Source organism: Rhizobium sp. SU303, from assembly GCF_021052345.1.
Classification (GTDB): Bacteria; Pseudomonadota; Alphaproteobacteria; order Rhizobiales; family Rhizobiaceae; genus Rhizobium; species Rhizobium laguerreae.
In genome coordinates this window covers 1,892,219-1,905,785 of record NZ_CP088095.1, presented here as the reverse complement: position 1 = coordinate 1,905,785, position 13,567 = coordinate 1,892,219, and the positions used below count along the sequence as shown (strand labels likewise).

The 13,567-nt window shown below is 60.4% G+C and carries 7 protein-coding genes; 2 read left to right on the top strand and 5 right to left on the bottom strand.

Features of this window, described 5'->3' with window-relative positions:
- The first annotated feature begins 115 nt into the window (after positions 1-115).
- Positions 116-2,038, top strand: a complete 1,923-nt coding sequence (locus RlegSU303_RS09545; RefSeq protein WP_231283756.1) for a UvrD-helicase domain-containing protein — start codon at positions 116-118, stop codon at positions 2,036-2,038.
- Positions 2,039-2,166: 128 nt separating this feature from the next.
- On the top strand, positions 2,167-2,850 hold the full coding sequence (locus RlegSU303_RS09540) for a 3'-5' exonuclease (protein ID WP_231283755.1): 684 nt from the start codon (positions 2,167-2,169) through the stop codon (positions 2,848-2,850).
- 107 nt (positions 2,851-2,957) lie between these two features.
- Here the strand turns inward: RlegSU303_RS09540 and RlegSU303_RS09535 are convergent, their stop codons facing one another.
- The 5 genes from RlegSU303_RS09535 to RlegSU303_RS09515 all read right to left on the bottom strand — a co-directional run bounded on the left by RlegSU303_RS09535 (position 2,958) and on the right by RlegSU303_RS09515 (position 13,311).
- The gene (locus tag RlegSU303_RS09535) at positions 2,958-5,318 is read right to left on the bottom strand and encodes a hypothetical protein (RefSeq protein WP_231283754.1); all 2,361 of its coding nucleotides are present in this window, start codon (positions 5,316-5,318) and stop codon (positions 2,958-2,960) included.
- Complete coding sequence (locus RlegSU303_RS09530; RefSeq protein WP_131706926.1) at positions 5,315-6,811, bottom strand: DUF2357 domain-containing protein; 1,497 nt, start codon at positions 6,809-6,811, stop codon at positions 5,315-5,317. Before RlegSU303_RS09530 ends, RlegSU303_RS09535 begins: the two co-directional genes overlap by 4 nt.
- Positions 6,811-8,571, bottom strand: coding sequence for an McrB family protein (locus RlegSU303_RS09525; RefSeq protein WP_231283753.1), 1,761 nt, complete (start codon positions 8,569-8,571; stop codon positions 6,811-6,813). Before RlegSU303_RS09525 ends, RlegSU303_RS09530 begins: the two co-directional genes overlap by 1 nt.
- Before the next feature lie 272 nt (positions 8,572-8,843).
- Positions 8,844-10,079, bottom strand: coding sequence for a hypothetical protein (locus RlegSU303_RS09520; protein ID WP_231283752.1), 1,236 nt, complete (start codon positions 10,077-10,079; stop codon positions 8,844-8,846).
- Between the two features lie 76 nt (positions 10,080-10,155).
- Positions 10,156-13,311, bottom strand: a complete 3,156-nt coding sequence (locus RlegSU303_RS09515; RefSeq protein ID WP_231283751.1) for an AAA domain-containing protein — start codon at positions 13,309-13,311, stop codon at positions 10,156-10,158.
- Positions 13,312-13,567 lie beyond the last annotated feature (256 nt).

Sequence of the window (13,567 nt, the reverse complement as noted above, 5' to 3'; positions counted from 1 at the left end):
GCACCACCTGACATTCACCCAGCGGGGCCGAACGACGTCGGTATCTCTCGCCAGCGTCACATCTTCCCCAATCCTGCGGAAAAGAGTTTTTGGGACAACGCTGGTTATTCCCGTGATGGGAGGTAACGACGTCGTCTTGCGTGGCGCCCAACATTCCCGCGCCGTCGACTTCTCGAACGAGGTCGAGACCGCCTGGACGGACTACAACGTCTCGGCTCTCTCCAGTGAGGCGGATCGGTTCTTCCGGCTGCATTCTGTAATATTCGGGCTGCTCTCTCCCGACCGCTACCCCGCGGCCTGCAGTCTTACATCTGTACTGGAAGACGCGAGGTCCCTCGATGCGACCTTGTTGTCGAGGCTGCAGCCGCACGCTATCGGAAGGGAAGCGGCCGATATCGTCGCCTTCGTAAGGAAGTTCGTCGCCGATCCCCGCACAGCGCGAGCCTTTGCGGTCTCAAAGTTCGTCGAAGCCGAGCTTGAAACCTGGAAGGACTTCTTCGACACCATCGAAAGCAAGCCGCTGACACCGGAACAGCGGCTCTCCGTTGTCGTCGACGAGGACGCGACCTTGGTCCTTGCGGGTGCCGGTTCCGGAAAGACGAGCGTGATAACCGCCAAGGCCTCCTATCTCGCAAAGGCCGGCATCCGTCAGCCTGAGGAAATCCTGCTACTGGCGTTTGCGAAGAACGCCGCCGAGGAGATGTCGGAGCGGGTCGAGGCGCGATCTGGCGTGCCGTTGGTGGCGCGGACTTTCCACGCGCTCGCGTACGACATCATCGGAGAGGTCGAAGGATCGAAGCCTGCTCTTGCCAATCACGCGACCGACGATGCTGCCTTCATCGACACCATCAAACAGATTTTGAAGGATCTCGTGCGGAGCCATCCCGAGATCGCCAAAGCGATCATCAAATGGTTCGCCCATTTCCTGGTAGAGACCAAGACAGAGTGGGATTTCAAGACCAAGCACGACTACTACATGCACATCGAGAAGCAGGATCTGCGTACCCTCCAGGGTGAAAAGGTCAAAAGCTACGAAGAGCTGCAGATCGCGAACTGGCTCTACGAGAACGGCGTCGAATACGAATACGAGCCACTTTACGAACACAAGGTTTCCGGCGGTGGTCTCCGGGATTATTGCCCCGACTTCCGCCTCACTGAAAGCGGCGTCTACGTTGAGCACTTTGGCGTGAGACGCCAGACGGCATCCGACGGCGTTGAACGGCTGATGACGGCGCCCTTCGTCGATCGCGAGAAGTATCTCGCCGGCATGGAGTGGAAGCGCGAGATCCACGCTACGCACGAGACGACGCTCATCGAGACCTACAGCTACGAGCGGCAGGAAGGACGCCTGCTGACCGCCTTGGCGGAGAAGCTCCAGCATCATGTGACGCTCAAGCCCCGCCCGGTCGAGGAGATCTTCGACCGGGTCGTCGAACTGAGTCAGGTCGACACCTTCTCGCAGTTACTCGGCACTTTCCTTCGCAAGTACAAGAGCGGCGGCTACGCGATTGCCGGCTGCGCAGCGAAAGCGGAGAGGTTAAAGCAGGGCGCTCGCGCGGAAGCCTTCCTTTCGGTCTTCGCACCGGTGTTCGAAGAATACGAGAAGCGCTTGAAGGGACGCATCGATTTCGAAGACATGATCCTGAGGGCCGCGCAATATGCGGAGGCCCGCCAATATCACAGCCCGTTCCGTCACATCCTGGTCGACGAGTTCCAGGACATCTCGCAGAGCCGGGCCAGACTGGTGAAGGCATTGAAGGCCCAACATCCAGACGTCCGCATCTTCGCCGTCGGTGACGACTGGCAGTCGATCTTCCGTTTTGCGGGATCCGACATCCATCTGATGCGCCACTTCGGCGACGAGTTCGGTGGAAGCTTCGACGGAGAGACCGGCGTGCATCGCACGGTCGATCTAGGACGCACCTTCCGATCCGTAGACCAGCGTTCGCAGCAAGGACCTTCGTCCTCAAGAACCCGGCGCAGATCGAGAAGCAGATCGTTCCCGCTGGGACGGCGACTGAGCCGTCGATCAAGATAGTTACGGCAGCAGCGGGTGACGATGGGCGAAAGCTCTTCGAGATCCTTGCGTCGATTTCAACCGGCTGCGGCGTCGCGGACACGGCCAGCGTACTGCTGCTAGGGCGCTATAGGTTTCTCGAACCCGACATGCGGGATGTTCAGCGACGCTTTCCGCGATTGCGCATCAGCTTCAAGACGATCCATGCCTCGAAAGGACTCGAAGCCGACCACGTTGTTCTTCTGAAGGCCGACAGCGGTCGCATGGGGTTTCCCTCGGAGACCGTCGACGACGCCCTGCTCTCCCTTGTCTCGCCCGAAGAGGAATCTTTCGAGAACGCTGAGGAGCGGCGCGTGATGTACGTCGCGATGACGCGGGCGCGCCGGACCCTGACCATCCTTGCCTCAGTTTCGCGTCCTTCGTCCTTCGTGACCGAATTGCGAAACGACCCCGCGTACGGCGTTGGGGCGGCGTCGTCGGGACCTGAGAAGACGCAAGAGTGCGGAGAGTGCGGTGGACGGTTGCTTGTCGCGCGGGGCCAAGATGATCGCATGTGGTATCGTTGCGAGCATGTGCAGCACTGCGACAACGTGCTACCAGCATGCCAAGCCTGCGGCACCGCCCTGCCCCGGCCGAAAGTCGGGTCACAGGAGGTTTCATGTGGATGTGGGGCGAATGCCCCGAAATGCCCGCAATGCAAAGACGGCTGGTTCGTGGAGCGAAGCGGCCGGTATGGTCCGTTCCTGAGTTGCGTCCGTTATCCATCTTGTGACGGAAAGGCTAGGAGCAACACCGTAAAGCAAAAAAGAGATACCTCCGTGCGCTCAGCGTAACCTTCGAGGAGGCGATTCGGACTTCGCGTTTCTCCCTGCAGCCATATGAGCCGGCTCTAACCAATTGCGGCACAGTTTTCTTAGAGACTAAGCAGACTTGCGGGCTACTATCCGGCCGGCTCGTCTTCTTCTGCGCCACCAAAAATATCGAGAAGGAGTTCGGGATTCGAGCCCTCTCCGCGCAGCTCTTCAAGCGTCTGCTCGAGGATACGACCGTATTTGGCGAGGGGCTTTGCCCTACTTCTGTGGGCGAGATCATCGAGCGTTGCTTCGACAGCCTGACCAAGACGATCTGCCATGGGGTCCTGGCCGATGACGAGTGCGAATGGCTCGCGGAGCCGATAACGCAGCAGACCGACCAGAAGAAGCGGAGCATACTGGAAACGGGTATATGTCGAGCCCAGATTTTCCTTGAACTCTCGAAGGACGCGCTTCGCAATCCGCTCTGCTTCGGTCCTGTTGACAAGCCGTGGGGCGATCTCGGAACGCGACAGGAGAAACGCCATCGCAGCCGTTTCCCTCTGCCATTTCCACGTATCTATTGTCCTCGAAAGCATCGTGCGGATGGCTTGAAGCTCGACGACCTCGCCGCTGGCGATACGACCCAGTCCCTGGTACGCTAGTTTCCAGTGGCTGCCCATCTTGAAGATCGGGTGACCTCCTCGCTCCTCCTGATCCCACGCATCTAACAGCCAGGCGGAGACCTGCTCGGGGCAGCGTCGGAAGAGCCAAGTCAAGAACCTGAGGGAATCCGTTCCGTCCTGGCACTGATCGATCTTGTGGCGGACATCCTCCACCGCTCGCAGGATAAGCGTGTCCAGTTGAGCGACAGCCTCCTGCCCGATTCCGGGAGGAATCTCGCCGTCGCTGGAGATCGCGTAACGCCCGCCAGGCCTCGCTGCCAAGCGTTTTGCCAACGCCGTCCAGTCTACCGCGCTCGCCGTGACATTTTTTGACAGCAGCTTAAGAAGTCCGTCGCCGCGCGGATTGTCGTTCCAGGAATCTGGCCCGCACGGTAGCACGAGACGTCCGGGAACCGTTGGCTGCGATCTCTTGAACCCGTCGAGGAGATCCTCCCATCGGGTCGATAGCTCCGCAGCGCCGTCCCAGTCGATTTGGAACTGATTGCCGAGCTTCTGCGCGTGTACGAGGATCTTGGCACGGCCAGACGCCGGGCTCTGCTCCACCCATAGATCGACGGGGGTCGCTTCATTAACTTTCGTACCGATGACGACTTCGGCTTTTCGAGGAAGGTCCGCAGTTTCCTTGCGTAGGAAGATCGAAAACCGGTCCTGGCCCGCCTGAATTGCCAGACGCGCGGGCAACGGACTTCGATAGACTGACCCGGCTGGCAGCGTAGCTTCGGGGTCGATGAGATCAAAGTTCTCCGCTGCGTCGCGGCGCTGAACGATTGTCGAAATCTGCGGTAGAAAGTCGAAATACACCGGCTCGCGTCTGCTAAGGCGTCGAGCCGCCGTCAACGCTCCCTGTGCGACCGCGGTCGCGGTCAAACGCAGCGGCGATCTTCCCACGGCGTTAGCCGCACGTGCAAAGAGACCGTCGCTCAGTGCGCCCTCGGTCAGAGTCTCGAACAGTACGACGTCGCATCGTTGAAATTCTTGCCACATATCGGGAGCTGCCGGGAGACTGCCGACGGGCATTTCCAATGGCGGATCCAGAATTTCCCAGGATCCGTTCTTCAAACGGAGCACTTCAGGGGAAGCCCCTAGGCCTACGGTAAGACGACCGTGCGCGTGAGCCCATTCCAGATGCTCATATCTATCGCTCTGCGAGGCGCTCAGCACCGCTTCCCTGGCTCGAAGAGCAAGACCGTCGTATCCAAGTTCCGAAGCCATCAGCTTTCCCACCGCCCGTCGTTCGGGCGCCAGAAGGGACTGACCACGGCTGTTCTCCCGGCGGATACGAAGCTTCTGGACAGTGAAGCCGTCGGCGACGTGACTGACGATCCCCACCAATTGCCCATGCTCGATCGCCCCTAGCTCAATGGCGTGCAACGCGGCTAGCACCGAGCGCCACACCAGCAGCGGAGTGGCATTTCGCGCCTTTCGCAATGCGGCAAGCAATCGCTCCTGCTGCAGCTCGCTGACGCCTGGATGATCGTCCAGGCTGCCGACGCCGAAGTCTGCTTGTGGTGCCATGCCTCTGAACGCTGCCGACAACTGCTCGACGGACCCCTCGCCGGAAATAAGGCTTCGCACCCTCACACGTTTGCCGGCTTCGCCCACGTTTCCCCAGCCGTCTCCAAGACCGTGCGGAGCAAGCGCTCCCTGCGCGCCCCCGACGAAGCCTGAATTGGCCTTTGCACCAGTCAGAACCACAACACCGTTCAGACCGCCGTCCACGATCGACGACGGCACCTCCCGCTCTTCGCCGTCGGCCAGCACCACCCAGTTCCGCGCCGCGGAGTCGCGCCAGCCATTCAAATCAAAGCCGGTGAGCTTCTTCATGGTCCAGCTCTATAAATCTCGCTGCGCGCGAACGCTCTGATCGCTTCCAGTCCGCTTCGAAGACCATCGCCGAACGCTTCGAATGCAATTGCGTCTACATGGGTCCGCGGGCCGGTAGCGGAGTGCTTCTCGAATTGTCCATGGGACGGCGTAAGGATTAGTCCGTTACGAAGAACTTCCGTCTGTCCGAACGGTTGAATGTCAGCCAGGCGATCGTTTGCGCGAAGGACGGCTTCCGAGAGATCAAATCTTTCCATCGTGTGTGGGGTCCACACCGCCACCCGCCTTGGCAGCTCCACTCGCGAGATGTCAGTGATGCGCAGCGAGACGTGAGCTCGCGCCAGTGCTAGAAGCGTGCCGGGCGCTTCGGGCCGGGCCTGGACCTCGACGATGCGCCCGGTGTTCTTGAGCCAGAACACCGCTATAGGACGGTCCTGCTCGAACCATCGGCCCAGCGACGCCTCCGCGCGCCAAACTATCGGCGACTGCGCGACGAGTTCGGACTCCTCAAGCTCGTCGATGGCAAGTACCATGGCGAGGACTGCGAAATCCGTCCATGTCTCGGCCTGCCACGCCCATAGGTCGTCGAGCACCTTGTCCTCTTCCAGCAACCGCCGCCAGGCCTCGTGAATGGCCCGATAGCCGGAATCCTGCATGAGGACGTAATTCGGAACGATTCCGGTGTCGGCGACGCGGACTTCGAGTTCCGCGAGCATGCGGGCGAACGTCTTGCAGAAACGGCCGAACGCGTCGACTTCCATATAACGTTTGCTTGCCTTGGCGCGGGGATGCTCCTGCATCCATTCTCTGGCGACGTCCGAAGCGAGGCGGACATACGCATGAAGAACGCGATTTTCCGGCGTGTCGAAGTTCTCCCTTCGAACGGTTGCGAGAATTCGCTGGCTGGCCCCCGCTCTTTCGGCGATGTTACGGCCAGGCTGGCGCACCAGCCAGCGCATCGACGCCCTATCCATCTCCTGTACGCGGTCGAGCGGAACGAGCTCGCGGGTCCGCCGAAGCACCCGACGAATGCGCGGCTCGAGTGCCTTCAGTGTCGGAAGCACGTCCTCGGCCTGACGGACGATTTCCGCCATTCGTGGATCTTCTTCATTTTCGGCGCGCTCCCACGCGAGCCGCAATCGTGACCAGACGTCGATCGGGTCCTCCAACGCCTCCCCGAGTTCCTGCACACGCGCAAGAACTTCGTTCATCCTGCGAAGCAGCTCGCGCGCCCTGACTTCTTCCGGCGTCTCATGCTCTTTCGCCGTTCGCGGACGAACTGGAAATCCCTGTCGGAGAGGATTGAGCGCGTAGCCTCCCTTGGGATAGGGATGCAGAATCAGCTCGCGCACGCCGTCGCGCAACTGTGTGCGCATCAGGCGGGCATGCCCGCCCCTGCGCGGAGCGTCGCCTGCGATTTCGCTAACCAGGCAATCGCTGGGTCCGAAGCTTTCCAACCCTGAACGATCCCACGGACGAGCCAGATGCAGCATCAGCGGCTGACCCCATTCCAAACGAACTGACCGGCGCTATCCCGCGCGGCCTGGATCGAGGTCTCGATAGCCTGCGCAAGCGCGTCGTCCTGCAGATCGTCAGACACGAAGGACTTGAGCTTGCCGAAAGCAAAGTCGTTGGCGTCTACCTCCAATCCTCGCAGCTTGGGTAAAAGACGCATCTCGATCTGGTCTGCAAGAGGAATGCGAACGTCGCCGCCGCGGCCAGGATAATTGGAGACATAGGCCATGATAGCACGGCCGAGACGGTGCCCGAAGGGCCGCTTGAAGTCCGTCATGACTTCGACCATGCGCTCGATACGTGATGTAACCGCTGCGTCACCTTCAACATTGGAAACCGACCGGACCCAGCTTCGCCAACGCCTGGCCGACAGTGCCTCGGGCTCCGGCGACTTCCCTGACGGGGTGCTCGTATGAATTCGCTTCGGGGCCGCGAACCTGATGACGTTGGCCCGGTCGACGACCTTGTCCGACAGGGATTGCGTGCTCTCGTCTTCGTTCATCGTGCCCGCAAACAGCAGATTGTATCCGGGGAAGATGCGTGGCGGATTCTTGCCGCGCGGCATCGGGATCTCGAGTTCGATTTCCGCATCCTTGCGGAGCGACCGTTCGCCCGTCCTGTCGCTGCTCGGCCGGCTTTCCAACCGGCTTAGGAAGTCCGAGAAATAGTATTCGATGCGGGCGAGATTCATTTCGTCCAGAAGGACCATCATCATCCGGTCCTGGAATTCACTCTTGGTATTGTTTATGGTGTCAAGCTGGTAGAGTGCGCGAGCCATATCAGTCGGACGGAACCGCTTTTCGATGTAGTTGTAGAACCCCATCAGATCCTGCGGGCTATCCCATCTGGGTTGTACGGGCACCTGTAGGAAGCCGATCCCCATCGCGGCGGCGTATTGTCTCGGAAGCTGGCTTTTGCCCGTGCCGGAAATCCCTGCTAGGACGGCCATCTGCGTGGTCTCGTTCGTCTTCATCGCGGTATGGAACGCCATGACGGTGCGGTCGGGGTATTGCAACCCGTTTTCGCTAAGACGTCGCTTGACGCGGGTGATGGCTTCGTCCTCGTTCTCGCCCGCTCGTTCGGGCCAGATCTTCATGTGCTCGAGCACCGGCGGAAGAGCGATCAGCTCCTTGATGCGGTCGTCGTCATCTTCTCCGCCGGAGCCAGAACCTGCCGCCTCGCCGATGTTATCCTCAAGCCTCGCGAGCTGGGCCATGAGCGAGGACCTGCGTTCGTCGAGCTTGCCGATCTCGCTTTCGATGGCCATGGCTCGTTCTTCTGACGCGGCTGCTCGGGCCGCCGCCTGCGTAAGCTCAGCACGCACGGTCGCGACGGCCTGCTGTTCCGCAGCCAGCGCTTCCCGCGCGACCGCTAGTTCGCGGGTTGCAACTTCCAACCTTCCCTCGTCCTGTGCCACGGCCCGTGCGAGCTCCGACGCCGTGGCCTCAAGATATTGCACTCGCTCCTGCGCTTCGGAGAGGCGGGCTGCTTCCGACCGAAGTTCTCCCAGCCTGGCTTCGAGCGCCGCATGCTCCCGCTTCATCTCGTCGTTCGTGGCAAATAGGCGTTCGGCCGCCGCCAGCCGCTCCTGAACGGCTTCGAGGTCGGCACGACCCGTTGCCAGGTCGGACTCGACAGCGAGTTTTTCGTTGATCTTCTCTTCGATTTCTTCGCGCACCGCCCGCACTTCCGCGCGTCGCTCGTCCTGCTGAAGCCACTCCGTCTTGAGATCGTCCAATTGCCGCTTCGTAGCGTCGTAGTCGGCCTGGACGTCGGCGATGTTCGCCAGCGCCTTCCGCCGCTCCGCCAGATCGTTTTCGATATCGGAGAGGGCGTTTCGTTTCTGGTCGATGCTTGCAATCAGTGACTCGAGGGTCATCGTAGGGCCGGCCGCCGAAACTGCGCGATCATGGTAGATTGCCAGGACAGTCTGGGCGCCGATCAGAGCGACGAGCGCGACGGCGGTGAGGACTAGAAGCAGTATGTTTTCCGTGAGCATTGGGCCTGTCCCTATTCCGCAGTCTTCGGCTGCAACGCCGCCTTTGAAGCCGACAACGTCTCGACCTCCTGCGAGAGGCTTCCGCGCCGCCCGCTCAGCTCGGCGAGCTCATTCTTCAACTTCGTCAATTCGCCCTCGACAATCTCGATATCCTTAGACATCTGGGAACGCCGCTTCTCGAGATCGGCGACCGCGCCCTCAAGGGTCATCTTCTCGGCCGACGTGCGATCGACCTCCGCCCTATCGAGCGCAAAGCTCGCTTTCGCCGCCTTCAGGCTCGACACCTCGCTAGTCATCGCATCGCGTTGCGCCGTCGCAGAGCCGACGTCGGACTTGATCGAATCGAGCTGAGCTTTCACAGTCGGAAGATCCCGACCAGCTTGCGCCAACATGTCTTGCGCGACCTTCGCGCGGCCTTCTGCTGCCGCGGCGTCGGCTCTCGCACGTTCGGCCTCGCCTTGAAGCGCCGCCAGATCGCCCGTCGCCTTCGCCTTGCTGGACTCGAGCTGGTTGATTTCCTTTTCGAGACCCGACTTCTGCTCCTCGAGCTTCGCAAGATCCGCCGAGATCGAAGACGAGGCGTCCTTGGATTTCGTTATCTGCTGCTGCAAGGAGCCAAGCTGAGCCTGAAGCGCCGTGGCCTCTCTGGTCTTGTCGGCAATGTTCTTAGTTGCTTCACCAAGATCTGACTGTGCAGATTTCCTGCGTGCTTCCGCATCCGCTAGCTCCCGCTTCTTGGAGTCGAGATCTTCGATTTGCTCGCCTAGGTCTTTCACTTCGGCTAGACGGCGGTCGCGCTCTCTTTCCGACGAGCTAGCGGCGTCGTCGGCGGTCTGCTTCTTTTTCTCCGCGACTTCGATGCCGTCGTTCAGTTCGTCCAGCCGGCTCTGGTTGGTCGTGATCGTCTTCTCCTGATCGGAGCTTCGCGCCCGAAGGTCCGCGAGTTCTTTGGTAGCCTGAGCGGCTTTCGCAATGGCGTCGTTTGCGGCCGCAGATCGACTTTCGATGTCTTTCAGTGTGTCGGACGCCTTAGCGATCCTCTCTTCCTGATCGGCGAGGTCTGCCGCGCTTTTCGCCTTTTCTGCGTTGAGAACTGCGATCGCTCTTCGCAACGCCTCGGCCTCGGACGTCCTTTCAGAAACGTCCGTGAGAATTCCGTCGCGACGGATCTGAGCATCGTCACGCTCTTTGTTGAACCTCGCAATGTCGGTGCGGATCGCGCCGTAGGTCTTCTCGAGAGAATCCACTTGAACGATCGCCGCGCCGACGCCGGCGATGGCGATGAGGCCGAGCGCCGCCGAGACGTAGCTGAAGCGCCGCGACTTATGAAAGGTCTTCTGCGACGAGCTCAATGCATTCCTCCAAGTTCCTAGCTAATTCATCCACCCAGAAGCGGCGCACGCGCCATCCCATGGACTTGAGTTGTTGATCCCGCCAGTGGTCGGCGAGCTTCCGCTTGCCGTCCATGTCCGCATGCCAGCGGCGTCCGTCGACTTCCAGGTCGAGCTTGATGTCGCCGGCGCCGAAGAGCGCGAAGTCCAGACGGCGCCCGGCGATCTCGTATTGAGCAATGGGTTCCAGGCCCTTGGCCTTCAGCGCGTGATACACGATGTGTTCCCAGGAACTGTCGAATGTCCCTTCCGCCACGCGCGGCCTCGGCTCAGTCGCATATGCTGCAAGTTTCTGGAGGCTTTTCACCTTGCCCGAACGGGCGAAGGAAAGATCTCCGAACACATGAGCAACAGCCCTTGCGCGGCTTATTGCAACGTTCAGCCTTCGCCAGTCCTTCTGCACAAATGTCAGGGCGCTGGTCGCACTCGCATAGCCAAGGCAAGGCGAAAAGAGGATGAGGTCTCGCTCCTGCCCCTGAAATGAATCCACTGTCCCCACGCGAAACTCCGCCCGGCTTAGCAGATCAGCAGGTAGGGCTGCGCCGATGGCTTCGCTTAGCGCCTGCACTTGCGGACGGAAGGGCGCGATCACTCCGATGGATCCCGTATAACCCTGCTTCAGAAGAAGTGTTTCCACCTGCGCAGTGATGGCCGCCACCTCGGCGACGTTCACGTTGCCAACCATCGGCGTGGTCGGTCCTTTCACGTCTGCCCATTCAATACCAGGTTTCTGCCCGACCGGGGGCCTCAGCGTCTTCTCATCGCCGGCTACCCGAAGCATTTTTCCGTAAAATTGATCGTTAATGTAGCTGACTATATCAGGAGCCGACCGATACTGGTTGCGCAGCATCACCTTGGACGTTCCAGGCATCAGGTTCGCTACATTGAAAAGGGACTGCTTGCTCTGCGCGAAACGTCCCATGCTCGCCACGACCAGTCCCTGCGCCTGCATGAGATTGCGGTCATGCGCCGCGCCGAGCTGGCTGATGAACGAAAGCTGCTTGTCGTCGCCCACGACGACCGCCCGCTTGGCACGTGCGAACAAGGGCAGTGCCGACGCGACGTCGCACTGACTGGCTTCATCGAAGATGACGAGATCAAAGAGGCCCTCGACGAGAGGTATTCGACGCGGGGCGCCCAGCACCGATGCGAGCCATAGCGGCCTGCGCGCTACGACCTTGCTCGCGATCCCGGCGGGAAGCGATCGGAAATTCTGCATCAGCTCAAGATTGGCCTTTTCCTCACCGAGCTCGAGCCGCTCTTCTTCCGGCAGAGCGGCTCGGTTGGAAAGGATTCGCGGCAGGATGGCGCCGACAACTGCTGCGATCTCCTCGGTCAGGGCGACGGGATCCGCCTTTATATTTATCACCGCGAGCTCTTCCCTGGTCTTCGCCAAGGCATGCAGCAGCCGTGGAAGATCGGCGGCTTCAAGATCTGCTTCACCATGGTCAACGGCAGGAGGCGATCTGCCGAGGATCCTCTGAAGGACGAGCAGCAGGCGTCGTAGCATGCCGATGCGAGAAGCTATTTTCGTCTCGGTCGGCGTTCTACCGCGCGCATCGATCTCTCGGCTCTCGATCCGCTCGAGTAGATCGGCCACTACACTGTTCAATCTCCCCTGCTCGTCGAGCTGATCCAACGCCCGGAGGCGGGCCTGGCAAAGATTCGTCAGCTTCGAGCGAAGGACGCGGTCGACTTCTGCCCCACCTCCCGACGGCTCCTGAAGCAGTGTAGTAAGGACGTCATGGAAGGATCGGTCGATCTCTCTCGCGGGATCGAGAGTTCTGACTAGAAATTGGGCCTCACTGGCCATGCTGGACAGGCGGGTTTCCACCGCGTCGAGCGCCTGATGGTTCTTCGAAGCGACGAGCACGCTTCCTCCCGCCGCGAGGACGGAAGCCGCCATAGACACGATCGCCTGGCTTTTGCCGGTGCCGGGCGGACCCGTCACTACTGTAAGTGGCGAGGTGCCTGAAAGTCGAACGGACTGGATCTGCTCCCGGTTCAACGAACCGACGTTCACAACTGGCGGCGCGATGCCTGCAATGTCGTGCGGAATCCCCAAAATGGGAGCGAGCGCCGTTCTGCTGAGGCGCTCGGTCGACCACGTCGCAATCGCATCAAGATCGCGTACAGCGCCAGTCGTAAACGTGTTGTCGGTGGGAATGAAGATGGCGGCGATGTCATAGATCCCGACGGCCTCGGTATCGAGCTCTGTCTTCAGCTTCTTTCCGGAAACGGCTCCCTTGAAGTCTCCGGCGACGGCCTCACGCAGCCGGCTCAGGAATTCGTCGCGTCGAAAGCCAATGCCTTCGGGCTGAGTGAAGACCTCGCGGAGATTGGCTTCCGTCCAGCCCGCCCTGCGGGCCGCACCTTTTATCCAATCGGGATTGGGTACGATGTCGTCGGTATCGATGACGATCTCGATATGGCCTGGCTCACGACGCCATTCGCCGCTTACCAGTCCGACCGGCCATATGATGGGCGCTCCCTGCTTGCGACCGACGGCGATGGGCCAGCCGATGGCTAGAGCCTGATCGTTCGCTTCGCGTTTGAGAAGAGCTTTTCTGAACTCGTCGGCTAGGTCATCGAGTACCACCGATATTGAGAGCTGCTCGCCATCTTCGGGCGTCAACGGCCCCAAGCCCGTTATGAGGTGCCATTGAACGCCGTGGCGATCCGGAATTTGCGCGATCGCGCCTCTCGGATCCGACCGAAGTGCGGACCGGTAGTATCGCAGCAACGCGTTGGGATCCACGCCGACCGAGATTGCATCAGGTTCAGCGATGGCCTCCTGAACGCGGGAGCGATAAATCGCATCGGCTGCCAGAAGCGTCGAACGGTGAGCCGTCGCTGCTTCTCTTCCGTCCGAGTTCTCTGCGGCAACTACCTTCCGTACGAAGGAGGCGACACTTCGCCAACGGCCGTTTCGATCCCGACTGATCTTGCCGGCCTCAGTAAGGGCGGAGAGTTCCGCATAAAGCTCTGTACGCCTGCGAGGATCGAATTCCACGTCCAGCAGAGCAAACAACTCGTTGGTGGTCCTACCCGAAGGAAAAGACGAGATCGTGCGCAGAAGCACTGACATTAAAATTAAGAGCCACCCAGATGCGCGTGATCAGTTACATGACTTCACCCTGAACATCGGTTTGAAGGCGACGAAAATACATGTCAATGGGTTGCAGTGCGCAATCCAAGCTCAACTTTGACATGGCAAGCCAGAAGGCGCGAATGTTGGGCGGAGTGTCTTTTGAGTTACGCGATCGACAGTGTTCTGACTAATCGCCGCCGTCGAGGAGGTACGCGGGCGCCTCCATGCCGGCTTCGTGCTGAAAGAATTCGAA

What these genes read in the sequence shown, in the direction of transcription:
- RlegSU303_RS09530 (WP_131706926.1), bottom strand. Translation starts at nt 6,811, where the DNA reads ATGCTGCATCTGGCTCGTCCGTGGGATCGTTCAGGGTTGGAAAGCTTC.
- RlegSU303_RS09535 (WP_231283754.1), bottom strand. Translation starts at nt 5,318, where the DNA reads ATGAAGAAGCTCACCGGCTTTGATTTGAATGGCTGGCGCGACTCCGCG.
- RlegSU303_RS09540 (WP_231283755.1), top strand. Translation starts at nt 2,167, where the DNA reads ATGCGGGATGTTCAGCGACGCTTTCCGCGATTGCGCATCAGCTTCAAG.
- RlegSU303_RS09545 (WP_231283756.1), top strand. Translation starts at nt 116, where the DNA reads ATGGGAGGTAACGACGTCGTCTTGCGTGGCGCCCAACATTCCCGCGCC.
- RlegSU303_RS09515 (WP_231283751.1), bottom strand. Translation starts at nt 13,311, where the DNA reads ATGTCAGTGCTTCTGCGCACGATCTCGTCTTTTCCTTCGGGTAGGACC.